General features: G+C 50.0%; 31 protein-coding genes and 1 riboswitch. Of the genes, 12 read left to right on the top strand and 19 right to left on the bottom strand.

Translation table 11 applies throughout. The features are described from left to right. Positions 1 to 87 precede the first annotated feature (87 nt). The 7 genes from phoQ to rluE form a co-directional block, all read right to left on the bottom strand. A complete protein-coding gene (phoQ, locus tag CWS43_RS11980; protein ID WP_101077167.1) occupies positions 88 to 1,542 on the bottom strand; it encodes a two-component system sensor histidine kinase PhoQ in 1,455 nt (484 codons plus the stop codon). A gap of 29 nt (positions 1,543 to 1,571) precedes the next feature. Next, positions 1,572 to 2,246 (bottom strand): two-component system response regulator PhoP, encoded by a 675-nt coding sequence (gene phoP, locus CWS43_RS11975; RefSeq protein ID WP_101077166.1) that lies wholly within the window; start codon positions 2,244 to 2,246, stop codon positions 1,572 to 1,574. Positions 2,247 to 2,495: 249 nt separating this feature from the next. Beyond that, entirely contained in the window at positions 2,496 to 3,866 is a 1,371-nt protein-coding gene (gene purB / locus CWS43_RS11970) for an adenylosuccinate lyase (RefSeq protein ID WP_101077165.1), read from the bottom strand. A 23-nt stretch (positions 3,867 to 3,889) separates the two neighbouring features. Next, positions 3,890 to 4,516 (bottom strand): high frequency lysogenization protein HflD, encoded by a 627-nt coding sequence (gene hflD / locus CWS43_RS11965; RefSeq protein ID WP_101077164.1) that lies wholly within the window; start codon positions 4,514 to 4,516, stop codon positions 3,890 to 3,892. Positions 4,517 to 4,707: 191 nt separating this feature from the next. Further along, positions 4,708 to 5,817 carry a tRNA 2-thiouridine(34) synthase MnmA gene (mnmA, locus tag CWS43_RS11960; RefSeq protein ID WP_101077400.1) on the bottom strand — a complete coding sequence of 370 codons (1,110 nt, stop codon included), beginning with the start codon at positions 5,815 to 5,817 and terminating at the stop codon, positions 4,708 to 4,710. Positions 5,818 to 6,038: 221 nt separating this feature from the next. Beyond that, the gene (locus CWS43_RS11955; protein WP_101077163.1) at positions 6,039 to 6,485 is read right to left on the bottom strand and encodes an NUDIX hydrolase; all 447 of its coding nucleotides are present in this window, start codon (positions 6,483 to 6,485) and stop codon (positions 6,039 to 6,041) included. Next, the gene (gene rluE / locus CWS43_RS11950; RefSeq protein WP_101077162.1) at positions 6,478 to 7,104 is read right to left on the bottom strand and encodes a 23S rRNA pseudouridine(2457) synthase RluE; all 627 of its coding nucleotides are present in this window, start codon (positions 7,102 to 7,104) and stop codon (positions 6,478 to 6,480) included. The genes CWS43_RS11955 and rluE overlap by 8 nt, the downstream gene beginning before the upstream one ends. Before the next feature lie 132 nt (positions 7,105 to 7,236). Here rluE and icd point away from each other — a divergent pair, with 132 nt between their 5' ends. Beyond that, positions 7,237 to 8,490: an NADP-dependent isocitrate dehydrogenase gene (icd, locus tag CWS43_RS11940; RefSeq protein ID WP_095921371.1), complete on the top strand. Its 1,254-nt coding sequence runs from the start codon at positions 7,237 to 7,239 to the stop codon at positions 8,488 to 8,490. 287 nt (positions 8,491 to 8,777) lie between these two features. On the opposite strand, the gene CWS43_RS11935 is transcribed toward icd, so the two are convergent. Continuing rightward, positions 8,778 to 9,104, bottom strand: coding sequence for a DUF2623 family protein (locus tag CWS43_RS11935; protein ID WP_101077161.1), 327 nt, complete (start codon positions 9,102 to 9,104; stop codon positions 8,778 to 8,780). 370 nt (positions 9,105 to 9,474) lie between these two features. On the opposite strand from CWS43_RS11935, the gene CWS43_RS11930 reads away from it, so the two are divergent. Then, on the top strand, positions 9,475 to 10,983 hold the full coding sequence (locus tag CWS43_RS11930) for a sensor domain-containing diguanylate cyclase (protein ID WP_101077399.1): 1,509 nt from the start codon (positions 9,475 to 9,477) through the stop codon (positions 10,981 to 10,983). A 45-nt stretch (positions 10,984 to 11,028) separates the two neighbouring features. Here CWS43_RS11930 and CWS43_RS27230 read toward each other — a convergent pair whose 3' ends face one another. Continuing rightward, on the bottom strand, positions 11,029 to 11,238 hold the full coding sequence (locus tag CWS43_RS27230) for a hypothetical protein (protein ID WP_157825389.1): 210 nt from the start codon (positions 11,236 to 11,238) through the stop codon (positions 11,029 to 11,031). A gap of 322 nt (positions 11,239 to 11,560) precedes the next feature. Between CWS43_RS27230 and CWS43_RS11925 the strand changes: the two genes are divergently transcribed. Beyond that, complete coding sequence (locus tag CWS43_RS11925) at positions 11,561 to 11,848, top strand: hypothetical protein (protein WP_101077160.1); 288 nt, start codon at positions 11,561 to 11,563, stop codon at positions 11,846 to 11,848. 68 nt (positions 11,849 to 11,916) lie between these two features. Here the strand turns inward: CWS43_RS11925 and CWS43_RS11920 are convergent, their stop codons facing one another. The 3 genes from CWS43_RS11920 to CWS43_RS11910 form a co-directional block, all read right to left on the bottom strand. Beyond that, positions 11,917 to 12,132 (bottom strand): hypothetical protein, encoded by a 216-nt coding sequence (locus tag CWS43_RS11920; RefSeq protein WP_101077159.1) that lies wholly within the window; start codon positions 12,130 to 12,132, stop codon positions 11,917 to 11,919. A 137-nt stretch (positions 12,133 to 12,269) separates the two neighbouring features. Continuing rightward, positions 12,270 to 13,910, bottom strand: a complete 1,641-nt coding sequence (locus CWS43_RS11915) for an ABC transporter substrate-binding protein (RefSeq protein ID WP_101077158.1) — start codon at positions 13,908 to 13,910, stop codon at positions 12,270 to 12,272. Positions 13,911 to 14,037: 127 nt separating this feature from the next. Continuing rightward, positions 14,038 to 14,229 carry a YebW family protein gene (locus CWS43_RS11910; RefSeq protein WP_101077157.1) on the bottom strand — a complete coding sequence of 64 codons (192 nt, stop codon included), beginning with the start codon at positions 14,227 to 14,229 and terminating at the stop codon, positions 14,038 to 14,040. 203 nt (positions 14,230 to 14,432) lie between these two features. Here CWS43_RS11910 and CWS43_RS11905 point away from each other — a divergent pair, with 203 nt between their 5' ends. Continuing rightward, positions 14,433 to 14,678, top strand: a complete 246-nt coding sequence (locus CWS43_RS11905) for a DUF2766 family protein (protein ID WP_015697897.1) — start codon at positions 14,433 to 14,435, stop codon at positions 14,676 to 14,678. A gap of 61 nt (positions 14,679 to 14,739) precedes the next feature. Here CWS43_RS11905 and CWS43_RS11900 read toward each other — a convergent pair whose 3' ends face one another. Continuing rightward, on the bottom strand, positions 14,740 to 14,976 hold the full coding sequence (locus CWS43_RS11900) for a YobH family protein (protein WP_101077156.1): 237 nt from the start codon (positions 14,974 to 14,976) through the stop codon (positions 14,740 to 14,742). 280 nt (positions 14,977 to 15,256) lie between these two features. On the opposite strand from CWS43_RS11900, the gene CWS43_RS27765 reads away from it, so the two are divergent. The 4 genes from CWS43_RS27765 to CWS43_RS11880 all read left to right on the top strand — a co-directional run bounded on the left by CWS43_RS27765 (position 15,257) and on the right by CWS43_RS11880 (position 16,701). Next, positions 15,257 to 15,499 carry a PhoP/PhoQ regulator MgrB gene (locus CWS43_RS27765; protein WP_369825859.1) on the top strand — a complete coding sequence of 81 codons (243 nt, stop codon included), beginning with the start codon at positions 15,257 to 15,259 and terminating at the stop codon, positions 15,497 to 15,499. 128 nt (positions 15,500 to 15,627) lie between these two features. Further along, complete coding sequence (locus tag CWS43_RS11890) at positions 15,628 to 15,900, top strand: YebO family protein (RefSeq protein ID WP_101077154.1); 273 nt, start codon at positions 15,628 to 15,630, stop codon at positions 15,898 to 15,900. Positions 15,901 to 16,026: 126 nt separating this feature from the next. Beyond that, complete coding sequence (locus CWS43_RS11885; RefSeq protein ID WP_101077153.1) at positions 16,027 to 16,329, top strand: phage protein NinX family protein; 303 nt, start codon at positions 16,027 to 16,029, stop codon at positions 16,327 to 16,329. A gap of 135 nt (positions 16,330 to 16,464) precedes the next feature. After that, positions 16,465 to 16,701, top strand: coding sequence for a DUF4060 family protein (locus CWS43_RS11880; RefSeq protein ID WP_013576199.1), 237 nt, complete (start codon positions 16,465 to 16,467; stop codon positions 16,699 to 16,701). Positions 16,702 to 16,763: 62 nt separating this feature from the next. Here the strand turns inward: CWS43_RS11880 and CWS43_RS11875 are convergent, their stop codons facing one another. Beyond that, on the bottom strand, positions 16,764 to 17,054 hold the full coding sequence (locus CWS43_RS11875) for a hypothetical protein (RefSeq protein WP_101077152.1): 291 nt from the start codon (positions 17,052 to 17,054) through the stop codon (positions 16,764 to 16,766). A 187-nt stretch (positions 17,055 to 17,241) separates the two neighbouring features. Between CWS43_RS11875 and CWS43_RS11870 the strand changes: the two genes are divergently transcribed. The 3 genes from CWS43_RS11870 (at position 17,242) to cspE (ending at position 19,712) form a co-directional block, all read left to right on the top strand. Continuing rightward, a complete protein-coding gene (locus tag CWS43_RS11870) occupies positions 17,242 to 18,231 on the top strand; it encodes an MBL fold metallo-hydrolase (RefSeq protein WP_101077151.1) in 990 nt (329 codons plus the stop codon). 1,113 nt (positions 18,232 to 19,344) lie between these two features. Beyond that, a complete protein-coding gene (locus CWS43_RS11865) occupies positions 19,345 to 19,461 on the top strand; it encodes a DUF2627 domain-containing protein (RefSeq protein WP_071823629.1) in 117 nt (38 codons plus the stop codon). Between the two features lie 41 nt (positions 19,462 to 19,502). After that, the gene (gene cspE, locus CWS43_RS11860; RefSeq protein ID WP_002221949.1) at positions 19,503 to 19,712 is read left to right on the top strand and encodes a transcription antiterminator/RNA stability regulator CspE; all 210 of its coding nucleotides are present in this window, start codon (positions 19,503 to 19,505) and stop codon (positions 19,710 to 19,712) included. A 66-nt stretch (positions 19,713 to 19,778) separates the two neighbouring features. On the opposite strand, the gene pgeF is transcribed toward cspE, so the two are convergent. Then, complete coding sequence (gene pgeF / locus CWS43_RS11855; RefSeq protein ID WP_101077150.1) at positions 19,779 to 20,486, bottom strand: peptidoglycan editing factor PgeF; 708 nt, start codon at positions 20,484 to 20,486, stop codon at positions 19,779 to 19,781. 146 nt (positions 20,487 to 20,632) lie between these two features. On the opposite strand from pgeF, the gene rlmA reads away from it, so the two are divergent. Further along, positions 20,633 to 21,457 (top strand): 23S rRNA (guanine(745)-N(1))-methyltransferase, encoded by an 825-nt coding sequence (gene rlmA / locus CWS43_RS11850; RefSeq protein ID WP_101077149.1) that lies wholly within the window; start codon positions 20,633 to 20,635, stop codon positions 21,455 to 21,457. A gap of 17 nt (positions 21,458 to 21,474) precedes the next feature. On the opposite strand, the gene mntP is transcribed toward rlmA, so the two are convergent. From mntP to CWS43_RS11830, 4 genes are all read right to left on the bottom strand, one after another. Next, positions 21,475 to 22,047: a manganese efflux pump MntP gene (gene mntP / locus CWS43_RS11845; RefSeq protein ID WP_101077148.1), complete on the bottom strand. Its 573-nt coding sequence runs from the start codon at positions 22,045 to 22,047 to the stop codon at positions 21,475 to 21,477. A 9-nt stretch (positions 22,048 to 22,056) separates the two neighbouring features. Further along, positions 22,057 to 22,248, bottom strand: a riboswitch (yybP-ykoY riboswitch). Between the two features lie 217 nt (positions 22,249 to 22,465). Continuing rightward, positions 22,466 to 22,924, bottom strand: a complete 459-nt coding sequence (locus tag CWS43_RS11840) for a DUF986 family protein (RefSeq protein ID WP_101077147.1) — start codon at positions 22,922 to 22,924, stop codon at positions 22,466 to 22,468. 107 nt (positions 22,925 to 23,031) lie between these two features. Beyond that, the gene (locus CWS43_RS11835; protein ID WP_101077146.1) at positions 23,032 to 23,874 is read right to left on the bottom strand and encodes a PTS mannose transporter subunit IID; all 843 of its coding nucleotides are present in this window, start codon (positions 23,872 to 23,874) and stop codon (positions 23,032 to 23,034) included. An 11-nt stretch (positions 23,875 to 23,885) separates the two neighbouring features. After that, positions 23,886 to 24,683, bottom strand: coding sequence for a PTS mannose/fructose/sorbose transporter subunit IIC (locus CWS43_RS11830; RefSeq protein WP_101077145.1), 798 nt, complete (start codon positions 24,681 to 24,683; stop codon positions 23,886 to 23,888). Positions 24,684 to 24,737: the final 54 nt, after the last annotated feature.

The following is a 24,737-nucleotide window of genomic DNA, read 5'->3' as shown; positions in this document are numbered from 1 at the left end:
TGCGGCTGAGTTGGGTAATCGTCAGCAAATTTCGTGTTCAGGAGGCTAAAACAGCGAAATTTGCCGGAGAATAAAACAATGGGAGAGTTATTCCAGCTCAATGCCATGCTGAAGGCTAAAGCTGACCCGCATACTGGCACCGCCAAGCGGGCTGTCACCGATGATAATTTTGCCGTCGTACTGCTCGATGATGTCATTCGCCAGTGAAAGGCCCAGCCCTTGCCCCGGACGCAATGTATCGGCACGCTGGCCGCGCTGGAAGATCACTTCGCGCTTGCTTTCCGGGATACCGGGGCCGTCATCTTCAATGAGAATAACCAGCTCGTGTTCAGTATGAATGGCACTTATTTCGACGAACTCCAGACAGTACTTGCAGGCGTTATCAATAACATTGCCCATGACCTCCATGAAGTCATTTTTTTCGCCGACGAAAGTGACTTCCGGTGAGATATCCACGGTGATCACCACCCCTTTGCGCTGATAGACCTTGTTCAGTGCAGAGCACAGCCCGTCAAGAATGGCGGGAACGGAATGGATTTCGCGGATCAGCAAATGTTGTTCAGAGCGCAGTGTTGCGCGGTGCAGGTAATAGCCAATTTGCTGAGAAATACGACTGATTTGCTCAAGCATCACGGGTTCGGCTTCTTCAATGGTCATTTGCTTGCCGTTACGCAACGCACGCAGGGTCGACTGCAACACGGCCAGCGGTGTTTTCAGGCTATGCGTTAAATCTGCCAGCGTGGTGCGGTAGCGATCATAACGGCCACGTTCGCCGTGCAGTAAAATATTCAGGTTACGCACCAGTCCGTGCAGCTCGCGGGGCGGGTTCTCATCCAGCGATTCACGTTCGTGCGTTTCCAGTTCGGCCACCTGGTGTATCAGCTCTTTGATGGGGCGCAGGCTCCAGTAGGCCGCCAGCCATAACAGCGGCACCACCAGCAGCAGGTTCGCCAGCAGGACATAACTGAACCATTCCCACACCAGATCCGAGCGTTGTAATTCCTGCGGGATCGTATCGACAACGACAATATTCAGAGCCGGCAGGCGTGCCGTCGCATTGTAGGTGTTCACCGCAATGGAGTGAGTCATTGCATTGGCGTCGGTGTCATCGTAGTTTTTTAGCTTATCCTGGGCTTTCGGGTTATTCCCCAGGACTTCACTGCTGATTTGCGTGTCAGTATCCAGCTCATAGAAACCCGGCTTATTCATCCACGATTTGTCGATATGTGCTTCCAGCTCAGGTATCCGGCGCTCTGCCCACAGTAATTTTCCGTCGGCATCATAAATGAAGACCAGCGTTGGGGTATTGAGATCAAGATCAGGCGGAACATTGATGGTCAGTTTGCCGTCACGCCACTGTGCGAGGCTGAAAAACAGATTGCTTTCGCCGCGCAGCAGCCGGTAGGCCGACTTATCAAAGCTCACCATGTAACCCACAACGGCCACCAGCCCGTAGGCCAGTGACAGTGCAAGAACAACCGCCGCGGTCGCCATCATAAAGCGGACGCGAAGGGAGAAGGGGGTCTTACTACGTCCTTTCATAATGCATCCTTTAGCCGGGTGCTGCGCAATTACTGGCGGATATCGAAACGGTAACCCTGGCCGCGTACGGTCGTGATCACATCTTCAGGATGCCCGGCCTGCAATTTTTTACGCAAGCGCCCCATCAGGACGTCCACGGTGTGGCTTTCGCGCAATTCAGCGTCGGGATAAAGCTGTAGCATCAGGGAATCTTTGCTGACAACCTTTCCTGCGTTACGGATCAACGTTTCAATAATGGTGTATTCGAATGCCGTCAGTTTGATCGGCTCTTCGTTGACGGTCAGCTCGCGACGCGAGAGATCAATCTGGAAAGGCGCAAGTGTAATCACTTGCGATGCAAGACCGCTGTTACGGCGCATCAGCGCCTGCATGCGGGCCAGCACTTCTTCGAGATGGAAAGGCTTGGTGACGTAATCATCGGCTCCGGCTTCCAGGACCGCGACTTTATCCTGCCAGCTTTCACGGGCGGTTAGCACCAGAATCGGCAGATTGGTCTGATGGCTACGCCAGCGGCGGATCAGGCTCAGGCCGTCTTCACCCGGCAAACCGAGATCGACAATCGCGATATCAGGTGCGTGCTCGTGCAGGAAGTAATCCGCCTCTTTGGCGTCTTCCGCCGCATCAACCTGATGACCCATTTCCCGCAGCTGTACCGAGAGGTGGTGGCGTAGCAGTGCGTTATCTTCAATGACTAAAATTCGCATGGTGATTCCTTGTTCTCAGTACGCGGAAAATGATGACTAATTTGATGCGGTTAAGTCTAAATGATCCTGAAACATTTTAATCAACCCAGGCTCAACACAGGGCGGAGAAACATCAACAAAACATAAACGAATTATAAACGGCTTTAATGGAAAGAGGAGACAGAATGCTTTTGGAAAAGAGAGCGTGTTATTGATTCATAAAAAAGGGTGACCTTAAGGCCACCCGGTTTTGCTAAACGAAGCCAACGCTTATTTCAGCTCGTCAACCATGGTCGTAGCACGGCCAATGTAATTGCCCGGTGTCATGGCTTTCAGACGGACTTTCTCTTCTTCCGGTAATTCCAGAGAATCGATAAAGGCCTGCATACCTGCCGCATCAACACGTTTACCACGGGTCAGCTCTTTCAGCTTCTCGTAAGGTTTTTCGATGCCGTAACGACGCATCACCGTCTGGATTGGCTCCGCCAGCACTTCCCAGTTGTGATCCAGTTCGTTCGCCAGATTCGCTTCGTTCACTTCCAGCTTGCTGACGCCTTTCAGGGTGGCCTGATACGCAATCAGTGCATAACCCAGACCCACGCCGAGGTTACGCAGCACGGTGGAGTCGGTCAGGTCACGCTGCCAGCGGGAAACCGGCAGTTTGCTGGCCAGATGCTGCAAGACTGCGTTGGACAAGCCAAGGTTGCCTTCGGAGTTTTCGAAGTCAATCGGGTTAACTTTATGCGGCATGGTGGAAGAACCGATTTCGCCAGCAATGGTGCGCTGTTTGAAGTGGTTCAGGGCGATGTAACCCCAGATGTCGCGGTCGAAGTCGATCAGGATGGTGTTGAAACGCGCCACACAGTCAAACAGTTCGGCGATGTAGTCGTGCGGCTCGATCTGTGTGGTGTACGGGTTCCAGTTAATGCCCAGAGAAGTCACGAACTCTTCGCTGAATTTATGCCAGTCCACTTCCGGGTACGCCACGATGTGGGCATTGTAGTTGCCAACGGCACCGTTGATTTTGCCGAGGATTTCGACGTTTTGCAGCTGTCTGAACTGGCGATCCATACGGTAGGCGACGTTGGCCAGCTCTTTACCGATAGTGGATGGCGTTGCTGGCTGGCCATGGGTGCGCGACAGCAGCGGAATGTCACGGTGTTTGTGCGCCAGATCTTTAATCGCATCAACGATCTGCTTCCAGTACGGCAGCACCACGTCCTGACGCGCAGTTTGCAGCATCAGCGCGTGGGACAGGTTGTTGATGTCTTCAGACGTACAGGCAAAGTGGATGAACTCGGACACTGCGTGCAGGGCAGGGATACCGGCCACTTTTTCCTTCAGGAAATACTCAACCGCTTTGACGTCATGGTTGGTGGTTTTTTCGATGTCTTTAATGCGCTGAGCGTCATTCACATCAAAATTGGCCACTAACTGGTCGAGGAAAGCGTTTGCGTCAGCATCAAAAGCAGGAACTTCCTTGATTTCTGCACAGGCTGCCAGTTTTTGCAGCCAACGTACTTCAACCTGCACACGGAATTTCAGCAGGCCAAATTCGCTGAAAATAGTACGCAGCGCGCTGACTTTATCACCGTAGCGTCCATCAACGGGGGAAACGGCGGTCAGTGAGGATAATTCCATCGGTAGCAACTCCTGGGGTCTTATTAACAATGAGCGAGAATACTTTTCGCCTGTTCAAACAAGCGATTACGGGAAAACATCAGTTGCAGGCGTCCACCGCCCACCTGGTGCCACAGCACGGCGGAACGGATACCGGCCAGTAAAATGGCGCGGACTTTCGCCTGAACCTGCGAATTTTGTAAAATTGCCGGTGAACCTGTGACCTGAATACGCGGGCCTGCCGGGCTGACAACGTCGACGTAAATCGAGGCCAGCGAGCTTATCATCGTCTCAGACTCCAGCTCGAAATGCGCCAGCTGACGGTCGAGCTGATCGATACGTTCACCGAGCTGATTCATGGCGGCTTTGTTGGCATAGAGCTTACGCTCAAGCACCATCAGGCTTAGTGCGTAACGCGTTAACTCAGCGCCCGGCCCCTGACGGTTGGCGTTCAGCACGCCCAGCAGCGTTTCCAGCCCCATCTTCAAATTAGCTTCATTATTACCGTACACCGCCAGCGTGGACGCCGGATTCATCTCCAGCAGGCTGCGCAGTGAAACTGACATTTCTTCCTGAGCACAATGGCCTTCATGAGCCAGTTGCTGAACCAGGCGCGCTGCCTGACAGATCCCCGCCAACGCCAGCGTAATGTCATAATAATTTTTAGCCACGTTTACTCCTGTAAGCGTTTTGAAACGATGAGACGCAGTGACAAAGAAGATAGCCCAAACTAATGGCGACAGATCATGCCATAAAACTGACCCTAAACACAGTTCGGAATCAGTGCAGATCGTCACAGGCGGGCAGAAAAAAAGCGGGACGCCCGAAAGCGTCCCGTTTTCATACACCTGCTGGCGCTGTATCAGGCCTGAAGCGGCAGGCGCTGTTCAATGACGCCACCGCCGAGGCAGATTTCGCCGAGATAAAACACGGCAGACTGGCCCGGCGTGACGGCAGCAACCGGCGAGTCAAAGCGTACTTCAATGCGGTCTTCGCCCAGCGGCGTGACGACGCACGCAATGTCTTCCTGACGGTAACGGGTTTTGACCGTACACGTCAGTGGTGCGGTCAGCGGTTTGCGATCAACCCAATGCAGCTGTTGTGCAATAAGCCCGACGGACATCAGACGCGGATGTTCATGGCCCTGAGCGACGTACAGAATGTTGTTTTCCACATCCTTTTCAACGGTGTACCACGGCTCTTCGCTGCCTTCTTTCTGGCCGCCGATGCCCAGGCCTTTGCGCTGGCCGAGCGTGTGGTACATCAGCCCCTGATGTTGCCCCATGACCTGACCATCAACGCTTTTGATCACGCCAGGCTGTGCCGGCAAATAACGGCCCAGGAAATCGCGGAATTTTCGCTCACCGATAAAGCAAATGCCGGTGGAGTCTTTTTTCTTCGCGGTGATGAGATCCAGCTCTTCGGCGATGCGGCGCACTTCCGGTTTTTCCAGCTCACCGACCGGGAACAGGCTTTGTGCAACCTGTTCGTGCCCCAGCGTGTAGAGGAAATAGCTTTGATCTTTATTGCCATCGACGCCGCGCAGCAGGTGGCTGATGCCGTCGATATCCTGGCGGCGCACGTAGTGACCGGTCGCGATGTAATCCGCGCCCAGATCTTCTGCGGCAAATTCCAGGAATGCTTTGAATTTGATTTCTTTATTGCACAGGATATCCGGGTTTGGCGTGCGTCCGGCTTTATATTCCTCGAGGAATAATTCGAAGACGTTGTCCCAATATTCCGCCGCGAAATTCACGGTGTGTAGCTCAATACCCAGCTTGTCGCACACGGCCTGCGCATCGGCAAGGTCGGTGGCTGCTGTGCAATATTCTTCGTCGTCATCCTCTTCCCAATTTTTCATGAAGAGGCCCTCTACCTGGTAACCCTGTTGTTGCAGAAGGTACGCAGAGACTGAGGAATCGACACCGCCGGACATCCCGACGATCACTTTTTTCTGGCTGTTGTCAGACATAATTGTCCCGAAACACATGAATTAATTGTCCGGTACTGACGGTGTTTTTCTGATGCTTGTCCCACGAGGATGAAGGCCGCGCGCAACAAAAACACCACAGAAACCCGAACAGAGAGGTACTACGTAAATACTGAAGCGCGAAATTTTATCACGTCAGGCCGGTTGCTGCATTGCTGATTCACAGTAGGCAACAACCGGTGCGAAAGACTTTTTCTGCGCGCTTACTCCGGCAGATTAAAATTGTGCAGAATTTCCAGAGGGTAACGCGGGGATTTCTGATAACAGCGGATGCTTTCCGCCACCAGCGGTGAGCGTAACTGAGACGATCCGATAATGTCTTCGGCACTGACCCAGCGGCACTGATCGATATCGTCATCCTGTGGCGCGGTGTCCAGAATTTCTGGCAAATCAATCACAAACGCGAAGCGCAGGAATGGCGTGCCGTCCGGCGCCTGCCACTGATGCAAGCCGAGGAAAGATTGCGGTTCGGCGTGGATCCCGGTTTCTTCGTACAGCTCGCGTTTTGCTGCGCTGACCAGCGTTTCGTCAGCTTCGAGATGGCCAGCCGGTTGGTTCCAGGTCACTTTCCCGTGAATGGTTTCTTCAACAACCAGAAACTTTCCCTGAGCCTGAACGACGCAGGCGACGGTGACGTGTGGTTTAAACATGCGGGATCTCCTTCCATTGGCCGGGTTGTAAGTCGCCGAGGGTAAATTCGCCCATGCTGTAGCGGATCAGGCGTAACGTCGGGAAACCAACGTGTGCTGTCATGCGGCGAACCTGACGGTTTCTTCCCTCGTACAACGTAATTTTTAACCAGGTTGTCGGGATGGCTTTACGCTCGCGGATCGGCGGATTGCGCGGCCAGAGCCATTCCGGCTCACCGACAATTTCGGCACCGGCGGGCAGGGTGGGACCATCTTTGAGCGTGATACCGTGGCGTAATGCTTCGACGGCGGCGGTATCCGGCACTCCCTCGACCTGTACGTAATAAATTTTGCCGGTACGCTTACCTGGCTGTGTCAGTTCTGCCTGCAGTTTGCCATCGTTGGTCAGCACCAGTAAACCTTCACTGTCCCGGTCGAGGCGTCCGGCGGCATAAACATCTGTTAATGAAATGTAATTTTTAAGTGTGGTCCGACCCGCTTCATCAGTGAATTGTGGCAGTACATCAAACGGTTTATTGAAAAGAATCACCTTTCTGGGCCCTTTTGGGGCAGATTGTGCTTTAACAGGCCTTTTGCTGAAACGTTTAACGTTGTGATTTTTAAAAGATAGCGGGTTCATAGGCATTGAAGTTAGAGAGAATTAGCGCATTATACTTGAAAAATGTTTCGGATTGGCTAGCGTGAAATATTCGAGTAATATCGACCGGCATCTTACAAATTTTTAACAAAAATGCGCTCGAAGGAGAGGTTAATGGAAAGCAAAGTAGTTGTTCCGGCTGAAGGTAAAAAGATTACAGTAGACGCTCAGGGTAAACTGGTCATTCCTAATAATCCTGTTATCCCATTTATCGAAGGTGATGGCATCGGTGTTGACGTAACGCCTGCCATGATCAAAGTCGTTGATGCGGCTGTTCAGAAAGCCTACAAAGGCGAGCGTAAAATCTCCTGGATGGAAATCTACACCGGCGAGAAATCCGTAGAACTGTACGGCAAGGACGTATGGCTGCCAGAAGAAACTCTGGACCTGATCCGTGATTACCGTGTTGCTATCAAAGGCCCACTGACCACTCCGGTTGGCGGCGGCATTCGCTCCCTGAACGTGGCACTTCGCCAGCAACTCGACCTGTACATTTGTCTGCGTCCGGTTCGTTATTACACCGGCACACCAAGCCCGGTTAAACGTCCTGAAGATACCGACATGGTGATCTTCCGTGAAAACTCCGAAGATATCTATGCAGGTATCGAGTGGAAAGCCGGTTCTGCTGAAGCGGACAAAGTCATCAAGTTCCTGCAAGACGAAATGGGCGTGAAGAAAATCCGTTTCCCGCAGGAATGTGGTATTGGTATCAAACCTTGCTCAGAAGAAGGCACCAAACGCCTGGTTCGTGCGGCGATTGAATACACCATCACCAATGACCGTGACTCCCTGACGCTGGTTCATAAAGGCAACATCATGAAGTTCACCGAAGGTGCCTTCAAGGATTGGGGCTACCAGCTGGCGCGTGAAGAGTTCGGCGGCGAGCTGATCGACGGCGGCCCGTGGGTGAAAATCAAGAACCCGAACAACGGCAAAGACATCATTATTAAAGACGTTATCGCTGACGCATTCCTGCAACAGATCCTGCTGCGTCCGGCTGAATACGACGTTATCGCCTGTATGAACCTGAACGGTGACTACATCTCCGACGCCCTGGCGGCGCAGGTTGGCGGCATTGGTATCGCCCCGGGTGCGAACATCGGCTCTGATTGCGCACTGTTCGAAGCCACTCACGGTACTGCACCGAAATATGCCGGTCAGGACAAAGTGAACCCTGGCTCAATCATTCTGTCCGCAGAAATGATGTTGCGTCATATGGAATGGTTCGAAGCCGCAGACCTGATCGTGAAAGGCATGGAAGGCGCTATCGCCAACAAAACTGTGACTTACGATTTTGAACGTCTGATGGAAGGCGCTAAGCTGCGGAAATGTAGCGAGTTTGCCGACGACATGATCGCCAATATGTAATGGCTGATTTGTTGGAATAAACCACGGGGGCTGAATGCCTCCGTTTTTTTTACCTGCGCTTTACCTTTTCTCCAGCCTGCCCGTCAGAATGCCCAGATTTCAGGCAAAAAAAAGCCCGCGTTAACGACGGGCAAATGAAATGGACAAAAATATTAACTAGATGGAGGGGTACTACCGCTGAATTATAAGCCTGAAGTTCTTATGAAATTATTAAAATGCCCGATGAGGATAAGAACAGCGTCTTGTAGCAAGGCAGGCAGAGAGGGCGAGCCGTCTTCCCTCTTTAATTAACTGGCGGGTTTTTTCGGGAAGATATCGTCAGGGTTTTGGGCAATCCCTTCGTAGCCCACAAGGAAAAATGCCCTTGACGGGTGTTTAGCGCTGGCGGAAAAAAATTCAGCGACAAGGTCTTTGTCCAGGCTGTAATTGCGCGACAATACGCCAGCTTCAAAAGCCGCTGTGTTGTCATCTCCGGTGATCTGGGCCAGGTTATGGGCATATCCCAGAACAAAGCCGCGCAGATACTCTTTACAATAACCGGATACCTTTGATGCAGGCCACGCGCTCTCTGCAGACAGGCCCGCTTTTAGCCCTTTCCCAAAATGGTTTTGCATTCCAATATCCTCATCAAACAAGCGTTATATAATAAATCATATAGCGATTATCCAGGCAATGACCTATCGCAAGAGAATTGATATTTTGAGTTAAAAGAGCATCAGAAAAAGGAAGGCTGACCTAAATACGAATTTGGGTTAATCGTAAAAATATCAATAATTTGATTTAAGTGTGATGCCGTGGGTGAACATTTTTCTCTGCGGATTCAGGTGGATAATGGTTTATTCTTTCGCCCTTATTGTGCCTCTGGGGCTGTGGTGTTACATATGAGCCACTTTTTACCACAGGACTGACTTTTTGTTACGCGCACTCCTTACCAGCTCTTTGTTCCGTATTGACCTGCGGCGTCTGATTCTGATTCTGGCTGTGATGAGCGCTTTCGTGACGCTCGCAAACAGCTTTTATGCCAGCTATCGCGTGCAGCGCCAGTTACTTATCGACAATACGCTCGAAGAGAACCGCGTTTACGCGACGAAACTGGCGGCCAGCACCGAACAGTTTCTAAAAAGCATGCAGAAACAGCTTGCCTACAGCAGTGTCATTGCCGCGAGCCATTTTGACGATCCCGAAATCCTGCAGTCGGAAACGGCGCGGCTGAAATATCAGACCGACAGTTTTAACTCGGTAGTGCTGACAAATGCGCAAGGCAAGATTTTGGCGACCTCGCCTGATAGCCTGCAACTGGTTGGACATATTCTGCGAACCCCCGGCGCACTTGAAGCGCTTAAAGAGCGGCGGCCGCTGATCAGTAAACCTTATATCTCTGTCGCTCAGAATCTGGTGATTGTGATTTCGACCCCTATTGTAACCCCTGAGGGCAAATACCTGGGTTATATCGCCGGGACGATTTATCTGCGCCAGAAAAGCATTCTGAACGAACTGCTGGGCGAACATTATTACCGGGATGGGTCTTATATCGCCGTGCTCGACAATGAGCGCCGTATTCTTTATCACCCTGATGCCAGCCGCATCGGTGAGATTGTGAAGCCACGGCCCGTAACGGAAGCCGTAAGAAAACATTCGAATGGCAGCCTGATGGTAACTAACCTGGCCGGGCAGGCAATGCTTGCTGGATACGCTGTTGTTCCATCATCCGGCTGGGAAATTGTCACTCAGCGGCCTACTGACGCGACGCTCAGGCCACTGGAAGGCCTGATGGTCAAAGTACTCAAACATCTGACTCCGCTGGCGCTGTTAACGCTGGTCTGCGTCTGGCTCTTTTCACGGATGATTGCGCGGCCGTTGTGGTTGCTGGCGCGAAGTGCAAATGAAATGGATAAACCCGATATTTCGACCAATATTCGTGAAATACCTTCATGGTATTTCGAATCGACGCAGCTAAAACGTGCGTTGCTTATGGGTATCAATTTGTTGCAGAAGAAGATCGGTAAGCTCAAGTTTGAAACACAGACCGATCCGATGACCGGGCTGTTTAACCGACGCGGGCTGGCGATGACGCTGGAATCTGTCGTACAACTACGCCAGCAGTTTTCGGTGATTGCACTCGATATTGATCACTTTAAGTCCATCAATGATTCCTACGGGCATGATGTCGGGGATGAAGTGATTAAATCTCTGGCTGAACAGATCCGCCATAATGCGCGTGAAAGTGACATTTTGTGCCGTGTGGGAGGGGAAGAGTTCCTGGTACTGCTGACGGGTACTGCGCTGGCTGAAGCCGAAATGATTGCCGAACGTCTTCGCGAAAATGTGGAGAACCTGGTGCTGCCGGGTATACGGCCAATCACAATTTCGCTGGGCGTGGCGCACTGGCACTATCTGCAAGGCGAACCGGATACATCGCTGAAAAAAGCTGACGAAGCGTTGTACAAAGCGAAACAAGATGGCCGTAACCGCGTGGTCGTTTCTCCGGAGTAATTTTCATGTGATATCAGGGCATTAATCTGCCCTGACAGATATGGCCTATTTTGCTGCGGCTGTCTGCTGTTTCTTTTCCTGCGCGGCAAGATGATGCCCGATAGCGCAACCCGCCACCGCACCGATGACCGCGTGATGTTTCAGATGTCCCGCAACGCCTCCCACAACTGCGCCCTTCAGGCAGCCTGCTGCCTGGGCAAACGAACTCATCAACAACATGCTGCAAATGACAGCGCCGAAGAGTGTATTTTTCACCTGATTTCCCCTAAATGAACAATTAGTGCTGTGGCAGAAAGTGTCATAACAGGCCCTGGCTTGTCATTTTGCTATCTGTAAGCAGGTACTGCGGGTGTTACGCAATGTGCCATAAAACCCCCCGTACAGCGGGTCGTTTGGGATAAGTGCTGGTTACAACTGCTGAACCGGTTAACGGCTCATTGAACAAAGGTTTACTTTGTACCGCAGTGGCCGGGCACTTCACTTTTTTTAAGTCTGCTAAACTTAATATCAGTAACCGGCGAAAATTTCTTTTTTCGCTGTTTCCGGTTATTTTCCACCCGTGAAGAAGGATGCCGCTATGACGCATCAAGAACAATTGCAGGCCCTGATGGTTCGCATTGACGCGCTGGAACAACGTGAGAGACAACTGACTTATGCTTCAAATGCTTATCAGGCAATTTTGACCACATTGCTGGGCATTCTGGATAAACCGACGCGCGATCGAGTGATCAGCATGGTGGACCAGGCTCATGACGTGGCGTACGCCAAAGCAAATCTGGAACAGAAAGGGAATATTCTCGGCGCAGATGATATTACGCAGCGCATTTTCTTATTTGCGCAGGGACGTGCAGCGCAGCCTAAGTGACGGTAATCGAATAAATTATCCGTGACTCGTTGCCCGAAAAGGCTGCGAGGATTTGTTTTGCTTTCAGTTCAGGAACGGCGATCTGTTTTCAACATATTGATGGCTGCGCCAAGTAAAATGCGACGCTGAACGCCCGTCGCGCAGGCCAGTTGTTCATTGAGATAACCAATCAGCGCACCGGCGCTCAGAGGCTCCCCTCTGTGGCGCATCTGAATCACGCCATCACCGATAATACGCGCCACTTCATCCCAAAGCGGTTGGATCTCACTTTCCGAGAATTTCATAACAGCTCCCGTTTGTGTGATTTACGTACAATCTACCATCTGCGTCGCGTGTGGCAAGTAGGCGGGATAAGATCGGGTGGGAAGGGGGACGTGGGTTCCTTCCGGCGTGCTGGCCGGAAGGACCTGAGTACAACGCGTTAGTGCTTGATGACGTACAAATCTTTGGTGTAGATATAATTGAGCAGGTTGTCGTTGAACCCGCCGACGTAAGGTTTCACCAGGCGGGTGCTCACGTAGTGATACAACGGGATCACCGGCGACTGTTCTGTCAGAACCTGTTCTGCCTGCTGATAGGCTTTTCCAACATCCGCTTTATCCGTTGCGTTCAATGCATCGTTCAGCGCCTTATCATAAGCGGCATTCGCGAACTTCGGTGTGTTTTCGCTGTTACCGGTGCGTAGTGTATTCAGGAACGTTGACGGCTCGTTGTAATCGGCAATCCAGGCATAACGTACCACTTCATAGGTGCCCTGGTGCATGGTATCGAGCATGGTTTTCCATTCCTGATTTTGCAAAACGGCGTCCACGCCGAGATTCTTTTTCCACATAGACGCGGCTGCGATGGCGATACGCTGATGCGCTTCTGAAGTGTTATATAGCAGATTGAATTTCAGCGGATGATCCGGACCAAAACCGGCTTCCTTCAGCAATTTTTTGGCTTCTTCATTGCGCTGATCTTGCGTCAGGCTGGCTTCTTTAGGTTTGGCAAACGTAAAACCACCGGTGTTATCCGGAGTCAGATGCCAGGCGGGGGTTTGCCCCTGACCGAGCACTTTGTCGGCGATGATCGATTTATCAATAGCCAGATTCAATGCCTTACGTACGCGCACATCGTTGAACGGTGGCTTCTGTGTATTCATCGCGTAGTAATAAACCGCGAGATAAGGGCTGACATGAACCTGTGAACCCAGTTCTTTTTTCAGTGAGGCAAACAGCGGGGCAGGAATGGTATTGGTAATGTCAATCTCGCCCGCTTTGTAACGGTTAACATCCGCTGTGCCGGATGCGATAGGCAAATAGGTCACTTTGTTGATAACGGTGTGTGCGTTATCCCAATAGTTCGGGTTGCGCACGGCAGTGATACGTTCGTTGACCGTCCAGGTGTCCAGTTTAAAAGGCCCGCTGCTGACGAGATTACCGGGCTGCGTCCACTTATCACCAAACTTTTCGACATCGGTCTGACTGATCGGAGAAAGGGAAGGGTGCGCCAGCATACCGAGGAAATAGGAAAGTGGCTGGTCGAGGGTAATTTCCAGCGTTTGTTTATCCAGAGCTTTGATGCCTAACTGGTCAGCGGTTTTCTTGCCGGCGATGATATCGTTGGCATTGAGGACGTGCATGCTGCCCAGATAACTTTCATAGGGTGATGCGGTTTTGGGGTCAATCAAACGCTGCCAGCTGAAAACAACGTCCTGTGCGGTAATTGCTGAACCGTCAGACCAGACGATGCCCGGCCGTAAATGGAAAACCCAGGTTTTCTGATCTTTCGTCTCCCAACTGCCGGCCAGCGAAGGTTGTGCATCGCCCTTGCTATCAATGGTTATCAGGCCTGCAAACAGATCACTCAGAATATTGAATTCAACATCGCTTTCCACTTTGTGGGGATCGAGAGAAGCGGGTTCACTCCCGTTATTGCGCACAATTTCTTGTTTTGCTGCCAGTTCAACACCCGCGGGAACGACCGCCGCGTAGCTGGCAAAAGGTGCCAGGAAGGCACTGGAAAGAAGGACTGCGAGGGGAAGTTTCTTAAAGCAGCCATAAGTTTTACGTATCGTCATTGCCATTTCCTGCCCTGTTAATATGGTTAAATATCAATGAGTAACAGGATATTCATACCGCTCTTCTGACACTTTAGCAATCTTTATGAGACTTTTGTTACTGCTCTGCGAAAGAGCTCACACCCGATCAGAAGCTGGCATTTTCGTGTGCGGGGATCCAGTAACCATCGATAAATTCTTCGACAGGATAACAGCCAGCCTGACGCAAGCCCTGCTCATGCATAGCCATCGTGCATTGTTTCTGAGTATTAAAGGCATCTACGACGAAGTCTTCACATCCTCCGCCCAGATAACAAATAGTCAAAACCAGTGCGAACATAGCGCTTCTCCTTTTTTGTCATCACATTAAGCATAGATCTGATGTGTGGTTAACAACATGCAGCAGGCGTTCGTTTGCTGTTTATTTGTGCGGATTAATCGACGCGAAAAGGGCAGGAGTGGCAGAGATGAGAATTTAGACGGCGGGCATGATATCCTCGCGGCCATAATTTTTATGAATGACCGTTATCTGAGGAGCAGCTCATGTCCGAATCTTTAAACAGAGAGCAGGAAATCGAATCTGATCTGGTGGCATGCCAACTGGTGATTAAGCAAATTTTGGATGTGATTGAAATTATTGCGCCAGCTGAAGTGCGTGAAAAAATGTCTCACCAGCTGAAAAGCATAGATTTCAGCAAACATCCGGCCGGAGCTGATCCTGTGACTAAACGTGCTATTGAGAAAGCGATTTCTCTCATTGAATTGAAATTTACAAAGCACGACAGCTGATTTGTATTTGTCCGGCTCGCCTGTGCGGGCCGGACAATCGAATGCTGCGCAGAAATATCGGCTATTTATTGTCGACGACTTCCCCCACTTTTTTGAAAATAGGGCAATTTGCCACACCAATCACGCCGCTGTCTGAGTGGATATATTGCGAGTTGACCAGCCCTCTGGCCGTTAAGTATTGGCATTTCAGGCCGAGCCCAGCCGCATTCTCACTGCTACCGACGGTAACGCCATAGCCTGAGAACAGAAAAATTGCATAAATGACGGCCAGTACGATAATCGTTTTAATCATACCCATCTAAAAAACTCCTTTGATGTTCAACGCTTGCGTTCCGGAATACTGATTAACAGAGTAGAAATTAATTCTTCGCTGGTGTCTTTGCGGCCGAGTCCTAAATGTTATCGCCCGTTAGGACACTGAAAGCAATTCTATAAAGCCATTACCACGGATATTTCGTCTATTCATTGATAAGATATATGCACTTAGATGTATGATTTATGTATGTGATTATTGCAAAAAACGCAGGATGCAACTGGCTCCGCTTCGTTATATCGTTGTTTAAGATTTCCGTCGTACTATGACAATCTGTTCAGTCATATGTTGGACGCCGCCCTTGAGCCCTGATAGACGCTGTTTAAACCAAAAGAGACCTGCGATCAAATTGAAAAAACCTGTTTTCAATATCAGGAGAATTGTGATGTTTGTCCTTTTCCTGCTCATTTGCATCGGCCTTTATCTGCTGGCACTCAATAGCTATTGTGACCAGGGCGGAAACTTTGAATTGGGTGTGTGTGCCATCACCTCTTTTATTCCTTTCTGATATTTGTCCGCAAAACCTGCTTCTGCCGATCTTCTGTGCCAGAAAATACCGTTTTTTTGTGAATGACTTCCCAGGCCTGCCGGGGATGGTAAGATGAACGCTCTGAACATTCAGTGGTAGGGTAGTCAATGCTAGATTTCGCAATGGGCCAAAACAGCCTGGCTTCATTGGTGCTGTGTGCACTTTCAGCGCTGTTATTTTTACTGGTGTGGTTTTTTGTTAGCCGGGCCAGTGTCAGAGCAAATGAACAAATTGCTTTGTTGCAAGAGATTGCTGAGCAGCAACGTCAGCAAACTGAGTTGCTCAAAATTCTCGCTGCACAGGCAAAGGGCAAAGCGCCCTCTGTTGAAGCAGAAGATGATTCGGCTCTCAGCCTGCGGGGTTTTATTCCAGAGAGATAATTTGTTCTGTTAACCCGCCTTTTGGCGGGTTTTTCATTGCTGTTTTGCGCGCAGGCTTCCCATTCATAATAGTGTCTTATTCTTCCGGTAGTCTCCACGCATGTGCCTTGCAGGATGGAAGAACAGATGATCAAATGGTCTGAAGAAAACGATAGTGAAGTAAATCACAACATTGCTTTGTTAACCGGAGAGGAGCCTGAGAAGTGGTATCCCTATGGTGGCATGAAAGGCAAAGATTATTGCAATAACCCCTCCGATGCGTGGCCGATTATTTGCGCCAATAAAATCAGTATCAACTTTAAAGAGTTACAAAGCGATCCGCTCTGGCTGGCTGAGATTACCAGCCCGCAAGGTCAGTGGCAGGCGCAGAGCAAACGCCCCCTTCGCGCAGCTATGGTATGTTTCCTGCTTAGTAAGACTTGCGCATAAGTAAAAGCGCAGAGATACTCAGATTGTGACAAAGTTTTGCAAAGAAGTGATTCGAATAAGCGTCGCATAAAGCGATGCGTATCAAGTGATTAATGTTTCCTCATTTTGACAGTTGTGTCTAAGGCGGAGTCCATTATGAAGCGCATCATTAAAGGTGATAAAACTCTTTCCCATCTGGTGGTTGCTCATGCAGCTATCGACAGTCATGAAAAAGCCTATGGCAAACGTCGCCAGGGCTGGCCTTCGACCTATCTCATTAAGTATAAAGATGCGCGTGTTGCGGTCGAAGTTGTGACCCGCAGACAATCCTATGTTGCCACTCTCATGATCGGTGCCAGAAATCTGACCAAACTTTGCGGTATGCCTGCCTGATAGCCAGGAATACATCCACCTAACTTCAAACCGTGCCGGGTAAAATCTGGCACGGTTTTGTTTTATAACCGCGACCTGACGAGAGAACTCCGGGGATAACTGCCGCGCCGGAAGGGACGCTTTATCATTTGAGAAAGCAACATAACCACATCAAACACCAGCAGCAGTGTACCGGTCAGCATCAACGTCACGGCTGCCAGAAAAGTCAGGATCGCTATTTTAAGTGAATCCGGGACGGTCATCCGGCGAAGGCGCGAGTGAAGCCACAGGCGCGCATATTGTGTCTGGATTTGCATGATGTGCGTAAGCCGGGAAGCCATGTTTTTGCCGCGTTTCGGGGTGTTCCTGATCATAAATATCCTCCTTATGGACAACTTCAGTACACCACGTAGTTATTAAGGTTTGCTTAATGCGGCCTGTCGTTAAAATGCCACATAAATTTTCACTTTCTGCCTGTAAGATGCTGAACAAATATGCTAATTAATCCGCATCATGGTTAACGCTGCCGCCGAAACAAGAACAGTACTTCAGTGGAGTCTTATGTCCGGTAAAAACCCTTATTACGATCCCTCTAAACCTCATCACACACCTGATGGCTTTACGAATGTTGAACCGCATAACCGGCAGGAAGGTGATCTCAAGCGATGGAGAAAAGAACGCAAAGCCCTTCGTTTGCCCGCACCGCCAGAGAAGGGCTATGAGCATTTTATTCATCAGTGGTGGCAGGAAGCGGATTTTAGCGGAACGGACGATCGTTTATGGTTTTTAGGCCATGCCTGCTTACTGCTGCGCGTGGCCGGGCGTTATGTTCTGATGGATCCTGCACTGTCTGATCGTGCTTCGCCACTGAGTTTCTACGGACCTAAACGTAAAACTCCGGTTGCAGCACCGGTGAAAAAACTGCCGCCAATTGATGTGGTGCTGTTTTCGCATAATCACTACGACCATCTTGATAGCGCGACGGTGCGCAAGTTGCTGAGGCGTTTTCCCGAGGTGCAGTTTATGGTGCCATTAGGGATGAAACAGTGGCTTGAACGACGGGGTGCGCGTTATATCGAGGAGCTCGACTGGTGGGAAGAGCATGTGTTTGGCGATCTGACCATTGCGGCAGTGCCTGCGCGTCACTGGAGTATGCGAACCTTATGGGATCGCAATCAGTCACTCTGGTGTGGTTGGGTCGTGAGAAATTCTACGTTACGCTTCTATTTTTCCGGCGACAGCGGTTACAGCAACCAGTTTTCGCTCATCGGACAGCGCCTCGGGCCTTTTGATTTAGCCGCCATTCCGGTTGGCGCTTATGCACCAAGATGGTTCATGAGTGCGCAGCATATGGATCCCCAGCAGGCCGTGACGGTTTTTTCTGAGCTGCGCTGTCAAAAAGCGGTTCCTATACACTGGGGCGTTTTTGAATTAGCCGATGAATCACTCGATCAGCCGCTGAGCGAATTAGCCGAAGCTATAAGTCTAAGTCAGTCACCTGAAATGGAATTTAAACCATTAAAAATTGGCGCAAGCATTTCTAAAGACTGAATATCATTTGATTCAGGCGTTAATGATTTTAGAGAACGGCCTGCCTCATTAAATGAGAAGTATTATCACTTAAGTGAGTGTTTCCATAACCCATACTAAATCTATGGGTTATGGAATTGTTAATTATCGTTTGTGGCGAGATTAATTAACGGGCACGGGCGATCGGTAAAACAGAATATTGGGTTGCTTCATGAGAGAAAAAACCGTCCCGATAGCGGTATTTTTGCCAAAGATACAGCAGATTATGTCGCAGTGAGTCAGTGCCTTTTACAACGTCAGACGGGAGTGCAACGGCCACTATTTCACCACGGCAAAATAGAAGGATCGCTTCGCTGCCATGTTATTGAAAGCTAATATGGGATTTTGATCACGGTAATTAATATTAATTTTTCATAATGATATTTAATATCTGAATAAACTTTTTGCTCGTTTGCACAACTATTAGGCTGATTTAACCAAGTCGCAAACTTTAATTCATTATAATGTCAAAAACGTCACAATAAGAGCGTGCCATTATATGGCGGTCCGGGCATAAAATTGAATTGCCTGCTGACCTGGTGGTGCCCGGTAATATCCGAAAAAAGAAAAATGGCGCACGGTTTGGGTGCATTTATTCATTTTCGCTGTTTGTTTTGCACCATTTTATCCATCTATGGCGTAATTGATTATTGCATAACCAGTCATATTGCGCGGCAATGATATTGCCGGATGCCCGTTCTGTAGCACAAGTGTCCATCAGGCCTGTCAGACGTGCTGTCGCATGATTGCTGCTATAGCTGAAGTTTCGCTACACAACAGCTGGCAGGTGTACGGCATCAAAGCCTTGAGCGTCTGCTGACAATAAAAATTCAAATAAAGATGTTTTTTACGCTTACGGTTCTGCATTAAATGATCAATAATCGAAACAGGTCGTTATTGTTTTGTTTGATATGCAGGTAAAACTGCAAAGCAGAAAAAAGCATGTCTATCAACATATTTCAGCATAACTGAACACGAAGTGCCTTTAACCGGCTCAAATATGTGCGACATGTCCATCACTGATTAAAAATGGCTTGCCATCGAATTCAGAGTATGTGATAACGCATCTGGGTAAAACGAGGTACAGTTCTGTATATGTGTGGCATTTTCAGTATAGAAGTTCTGAGTAAAGACGTTCACGTTGAATACCGCTTCTCTGCCGATTCTAATCTTAGTGCCTCAAGCAGTAACGACTCTAGTTTGTCTATGTAACGCCTCCGGGCGGTTTAAACAATCCAAAGGAAATACTCAAGATGGCAAAGATCAAAGGTCAAGTTAAGTGGTTCAACGAGTCTAAAGGTTTCGGTTTCATTACTCCTGCTGACGGCAGCAAAGACGTGTTCGTACACTTCTCTGCAATCCAGGGTAACGGCTTCAAAACTCTGGCTGAAGGCCAGAACGTAGAGTTCGAAATCCAAGACGGCCAGAAAGGCCCGTCAGCAGTTAACGTAACTGCAATCTAAGCAGCGCTTCGCTGTAAAAAAACCCGCCATGCGCGGGTTTTTTTGTGCCTGTTGAACCGGTATTTCTCAGGGGCACAAAATCATAATGCCGGATTGCTGATTGCGGCCACTGATGCCCTGATGTGTCGGGTCTATGGCTCTCTGGTGGCTGTTACGACGGAAGCTGGTGTATTTGTACCCGCCGTCAGATTCTGCCGCCGTACAAATCGTACAGCGACCAGAATGATCAATATCAGCAAATCCGAGAGCCTGTAGTTTAGCTTCGGCAATTGCGGCCAGATCAAGATGTCGATGGTGGGGCGAGATCAGTGAAGAAGGTAAATCCAGCCGTTGCAGGAAATCATCAACCAGCTCCTGACTGACTTCATAACAGCAGCTCCCCGCCGCCGGGCCAATCGCCGCAAACCAGTCTGCTGTATCGCCGCTCTCATTAATCCGTTCAGCCATCTTTTCAAGAATGCCATCGATGAGCCCGCGCCAGCCGGCATGTATCGCCGCAATTTCCTTGCCATCCTTGCGGCAAAAAATAACCGGCAGGCAGTCAGCGGTGAAAACAGCCAGCAGAATACCGGGCGTTGACGTGATAAAACCATCCGCTTCACCGCAGTCTTGTCCGGGCTGCACGACATCTACAATGCGTGTGCCATGAACCTGTTTCTTTTCAGGGCGGGTCGCTTCATACGCTTGCAGGTGCGCGGGGAGCAGGTTTTCTTTGTCACCAAATCCATGCAATACACCGGGGATGTTGCTGAGCAGAACGGAGCTGTCACTCATTTCGTGTCTCGGTTAGAAAAATGCCATGACCCAGTGTAGCTGGCTTTTCACCGGATTTTCCAGCGGTTGCAACCGCCGTGCGCCTTCTTTAGACTTAACACCATTGCGAATTTTCGCCCTTTCAGACTTTCCTTGCAGGTTTCCGCATGACTTATCAATGTCCACTTTGTTTCCAGCCGCTTGCGCTGACAAATCAGCAATGGCGCTGCCCGGCAAATCACCAGTTTGATAATGCAAAGGAAGGCTACGTCAATCTGATGCCCGTACAGCACAAACGCTCAAAGCAGCCGGGGGATAGCCCTGAAATGATGCTCTCGCGTCGTGCTTTTCTCGACGCCGGCCACTACCAGCCGCTGCGTGACCGTCTGGCGGATCTTCTTGATGATGCCCTGCCTGATACAGCAGAAACACTGCTGGATATTGGCTGCGGGGAAGGGTACTACACGACCGCGCTGGCGGAGCGCTTATCGCAACGTCGTAAGATGAACGTCTTCGGGCTTGACGTGGCGAAGGTGGCGGTTCGCTACGCGGCTAAACGCTATCACAATGCGTCGTTTTGCGTCGCCTCCAGCCATCGTTTGCCGTTCGCCGATAACTCTCTGGACGCGGTGGTACGCATCTATGCGCCATGCAAAGCGCAGGAGCTTTGCCGTGCTATTAAGCCCGGTGGTGTGGTGCTGACCGTCGCACCTGGTCCGCGTCATTTATATCAGCTGAAAGGGCTGATTTATCAGGACGTTCAGTTGCACGTGGATCTGGATGAACAGCTGGAGGGTTTTGAGCGCGTCAGCACAGAGACGCTGGCTTACGATATGCGTCTGTCAGGGGCTGAAGCGTTTGATTTGCTGCAAATGACGCCTTTCGCATGGCGGGCGACGGAAGAGGTCATGGCGAATTTAAAATCTCAGTCTGCGTTCGAATGCGAGACTGACTTTGTGATCAGACTGCACCAGCGCAAATCTGGCCAATAATTCTGTTTTTTGCTCGTTCAACCTAAGTAACCAAGATGTTCAAGCAGGATATTCAGACCAATACCGATCAGCACCATGCCTCCCAACACTTCGGCCCACTTCCCCAGCAGCGGGCCGATAAACCGTCCCAACATAATTCCCAGCGTGGACATGATCATCGTTGCCATACCGATAAAGAGTGCGGTATGGATGATATTCACTTCTAGAAACGCCAGACCAACTCCGATGGCTAACGCATCCAGACTGGTGCCTATGGCCGTGGCTGCGAGGAGCCAGAAACTGTGGCTACTGGCCAGAGCAGTTTCTTCTCCGGGCTTTTCTTTCAGGCCCTGAAAAATCATCCGTGAGCCGAGAATGGACAACAGAACAAAGGCGACCCAGTGGTCCCATTCCATGATGTAACGGGTAGCAAACAGGCCCAGACACCAGCCGATAAGCGGGGTGATAGCTTCTATGACGCCGAAAATAAGACCGGTACGGAAGGCTTCGCGAAAGCGCGGGCGATGAAGGGTTGCCCCTTTACCGATGGACGCGGCAAAAGCGTCCATCGACATGCCGAAAGCGAGAATAAGCGTAGCGGATAAATTCACGAGAAGATCCTGGCCGGGTGTTCCATATACACGTAACCCACCCCCAACCTCTCGACGGCGCTACGTGCCTATGGTCTCGCCAACCTTACGGATGCCCGCACCACGTTTCAGGATACAAAACGAGTATGTTGATACGGGCGTTTTTGAATACGTGTTATTAAAACTGATTCAAAAACCGGCTACTCCCCAAATGACGACGCAACCTTACCATAATGTTTTTATTCCGGACAACAACAAATAAATAAGGGTTTTTAACGGTAGTGAGCATTCTTTTTTACAAGGAATAAAGAACCCTAAATTCAATTAAATAACAACAGCGTTGGTGATGGATTAAGCGGCATTACTATTAATAAGGTTAAGTATTGTTGTCATAAATATGCATAGCGCTATAACTGATAGATGAGATTATTTATCCATCTCATTGATTATTAACCATTAACTTGTATATTCTTTCCAAATCATCCAGTTCATTGACGCGAATTAATAATTTTTTCTGTTCTAACTCAAATACCAGTACGCCATCTTCAGAAAGATTCATGCTGCGGATCCTGTCGTAGGTGATGAATGTATTGGCGAAATAAAACCCCTGAGGTTTGAACAGCATTTTTGGCCAGCGGATAAACGACAGGTAGAAGGCAATCAGGCCTAAACCAATAAGCAGATAATTGGTTATCGCCGTGCCGTTTGAATGGATATTGTTGTAAAGAAGGATCGCCAGCAGGCCAATGAAAATGATGGAATCCAGTCTGTTGCGGCGTTTCAGGTTTACCCGTAGCTGTGTTTTGCCATTTCGGGTACCCATGATGAATTCGTCATAGATGGCGTAAGCAAGCAACAAAAGGGTAAACAGGACGAGGACAATATCGGTGACAGACATGAAAAACTCCAGCTAACAGCCATCAGGCAAAACAAGATAAAAACACAGAACTGGCAAAATACAGCGATAAAAAAACCGGGGGATTTCTCCCCCGGTTTTGCAGGTTATCAGAGGCCTAGCAGGCCAATCCAGTAACCGAAGATACCGATGGCGAAGAAACCAACGATAATCCACAAAGCATTCACTTTCCTACGCAACAGCCACATACAGCCGAAGGTCAGCAGCAATGGCACCAGGCCTGGCATCAGCTGGTCCAGAATCGTCTGTACCGTGGTGACAGTGGTGTGGCCTGTCTGGTCGGTGATTTTGGAGACCACCAGCGGAATATTAACGTGTGTCCACTTGTTAACCAGGGCCCCCATGACAAAGAGGCCGAGAATTGACGCCCCCTCAGTCAGTTTTTGCAGGAAGCCGCCGCCCATATCGTTAACGATATCGACACCTTTTTTGTAGCCATAAGACACGCCGTAGTAACGGGTCAGCAGGCGTACAAGGTTAAACAGAACGAAGAACAGCAGTGGCCCTAACAGGCTACCGGTCATCGCAATACCTGCGCCAAGTGCCGCAAATACCGGACGAACAGTACCCCAGAAGATTGGGTCACCTACACCGGCCAGCGGCCCCATCAGACCGACTTTCAGGCCGTTGATGGCTGCGTCGTCGATAGGTGCGCCGTTAGCACGCTGTTCTTCCATCGCCAGCGTTACACCTAAAACAGGCGCTGCAACGTAAGGATGGGTGTTGAAGAATTCCAGGTGGCGTTTGATGGCCGCTTTGCGATCGTCGTTATTTTCAGGATAGAGACGACGAATTGCAGGCACCATACAGAAGCAGAAGCCCAACGCCTGCATACGTTCGAAGTTCCATGACCCCTGGAAAAGGTTGGAGCGCATAAACACACCGCGAATATCGCTGGCCGTGAGTTTTTTAACTTCAGTTTGATCAACCATGTCCTTCACCCTTAATCCAATTCGTTGTCGAGATCGTTAACACCCGGAGCCGCCGCGGCTTGCGCAGACTTGTTGTATTTCGGGCTCAACTGGATGTAAAGAACCGCCATCACCACACCAATCACACCCAGTGCAACCAGGTTGAAGTTGGTGAATGCAGCAGTAACGAAGCCAAGGTAGAAGAACGGCATCAGGTAGCCAGCGCGCATCATATTGATGACCATAGCGTAACCGACTACGACGATCATACCGCCAGCGATGTTCAGACCGTTGGTGACCACTTCAGGGATGGACGCCAGCAAATCATGAACGATGGCAGTACCCACAGAAACTGCAACGATGACGGCAGGGATTGCGATACGCATTGCCTGCAGAACCAGCGCAGAAACGTGGATCCAACTGATTGCGTTCAGGTTACCTTTTTCAGCGGCCTTATCGGCAGCGTGCTGGAAGGCAACGGTGATAGTACGAACAATAATGGTTAATACCTGGCCGGCCGCAGCCAGAGGGATGGCCAGCGCGATACCTGCACCGACAGACTGCCCGCCTGCGATAACCAGAATGGTAGAAATAATGGAAGCCAGAGCGGCATCGGGTGCAACAGCCGCACCGATATTCATCCAGCCCAGAGCAATCATTTCTAAAGTACCCCCGATGATGATCCCGGTTTTAACATCACCGAGAACAAAACCGATTAAGGTACAAGCAACTAACGGACGGTGAAACTGGAATTCATCCAGGATCGAACCCATCCCGGCAATACATGCAACAATAAATATCAGCACAATTTGTAGTGTGGTGATCTCCATTGCACTTCTCCTATGACCAAAGGACGCTGAGTATAAACAAGGACATCAGGCAGA

Origin of the sequence: Rahnella sp. AA (assembly GCF_002834385.1) — a bacterium.
Lineage (GTDB): Bacteria > Pseudomonadota > Gammaproteobacteria > Enterobacterales > Enterobacteriaceae > Rahnella.
This window is presented reverse-complemented; position numbering and strand designations above follow the sequence as displayed.

Coding starts and splice junctions, on each gene's coding strand:
- CWS43_RS11915 (WP_101077158.1), bottom strand. CDS start 13,910: ATGACGATACGTAAAACTTATGGCTGCTTTAAGAAACTTCCCCTCGCA.
- CWS43_RS11890 (WP_101077154.1), top strand. CDS start 15,628: ATGCTAGATTTCGCAATGGGCCAAAACAGCCTGGCTTCATTGGTGCTG.
- CWS43_RS11910 (WP_101077157.1), bottom strand. CDS start 14,229: ATGTTCGCACTGGTTTTGACTATTTGTTATCTGGGCGGAGGATGTGAA.
- CWS43_RS11900 (WP_101077156.1), bottom strand. CDS start 14,976: ATGGGTATGATTAAAACGATTATCGTACTGGCCGTCATTTATGCAATT.
- rluE (WP_101077162.1), bottom strand. CDS start 7,104: ATGAACCCGCTATCTTTTAAAAATCACAACGTTAAACGTTTCAGCAAA.
- pgeF (WP_101077150.1), bottom strand. CDS start 20,486: ATGAGTGACAGCTCCGTTCTGCTCAGCAACATCCCCGGTGTATTGCAT.
- CWS43_RS11935 (WP_101077161.1), bottom strand. CDS start 9,104: ATGCAAAACCATTTTGGGAAAGGGCTAAAAGCGGGCCTGTCTGCAGAG.
- phoP (WP_101077166.1), bottom strand. CDS start 2,246: ATGCGAATTTTAGTCATTGAAGATAACGCACTGCTACGCCACCACCTC.
- CWS43_RS11870 (WP_101077151.1), top strand. CDS start 17,242: ATGTCCGGTAAAAACCCTTATTACGATCCCTCTAAACCTCATCACACA.
- CWS43_RS11955 (WP_101077163.1), bottom strand. CDS start 6,485: ATGTTTAAACCACACGTCACCGTCGCCTGCGTCGTTCAGGCTCAGGGA.
- purB (WP_101077165.1), bottom strand. CDS start 3,866: ATGGAATTATCCTCACTGACCGCCGTTTCCCCCGTTGATGGACGCTAC.
- CWS43_RS11865 (WP_071823629.1), top strand. CDS start 19,345: ATGTGTGGCATTTTCAGTATAGAAGTTCTGAGTAAAGACGTTCACGTT.
- CWS43_RS11840 (WP_101077147.1), bottom strand. CDS start 22,924: ATGTCTGTCACCGATATTGTCCTCGTCCTGTTTACCCTTTTGTTGCTT.
- CWS43_RS11920 (WP_101077159.1), bottom strand. CDS start 12,132: ATGAAATTCTCGGAAAGTGAGATCCAACCGCTTTGGGATGAAGTGGCG.
- mnmA (WP_101077400.1), bottom strand. CDS start 5,817: ATGTCTGACAACAGCCAGAAAAAAGTGATCGTCGGGATGTCCGGCGGT.
- CWS43_RS11875 (WP_101077152.1), bottom strand. CDS start 17,054: ATGATCAGGAACACCCCGAAACGCGGCAAAAACATGGCTTCCCGGCTT.
- rlmA (WP_101077149.1), top strand. CDS start 20,633: ATGACTTATCAATGTCCACTTTGTTTCCAGCCGCTTGCGCTGACAAAT.
- CWS43_RS27765 (WP_369825859.1), top strand. CDS start 15,257: ATGACAATCTGTTCAGTCATATGTTGGACGCCGCCCTTGAGCCCTGAT.
- CWS43_RS11880 (WP_013576199.1), top strand. CDS start 16,465: ATGAAGCGCATCATTAAAGGTGATAAAACTCTTTCCCATCTGGTGGTT.
- CWS43_RS11905 (WP_015697897.1), top strand. CDS start 14,433: ATGTCCGAATCTTTAAACAGAGAGCAGGAAATCGAATCTGATCTGGTG.
- CWS43_RS11835 (WP_101077146.1), bottom strand. CDS start 23,874: ATGGTTGATCAAACTGAAGTTAAAAAACTCACGGCCAGCGATATTCGC.
- phoQ (WP_101077167.1), bottom strand. CDS start 1,542: ATGAAAGGACGTAGTAAGACCCCCTTCTCCCTTCGCGTCCGCTTTATG.
- CWS43_RS11925 (WP_101077160.1), top strand. CDS start 11,561: ATGACGCATCAAGAACAATTGCAGGCCCTGATGGTTCGCATTGACGCG.
- cspE (WP_002221949.1), top strand. CDS start 19,503: ATGGCAAAGATCAAAGGTCAAGTTAAGTGGTTCAACGAGTCTAAAGGT.
- CWS43_RS11930 (WP_101077399.1), top strand. CDS start 9,475: ATGAGCGCTTTCGTGACGCTCGCAAACAGCTTTTATGCCAGCTATCGC.
- CWS43_RS11885 (WP_101077153.1), top strand. CDS start 16,027: ATGATCAAATGGTCTGAAGAAAACGATAGTGAAGTAAATCACAACATT.
- icd (WP_095921371.1), top strand. CDS start 7,237: ATGGAAAGCAAAGTAGTTGTTCCGGCTGAAGGTAAAAAGATTACAGTA.
- CWS43_RS11830 (WP_101077145.1), bottom strand. CDS start 24,683: ATGGAGATCACCACACTACAAATTGTGCTGATATTTATTGTTGCATGT.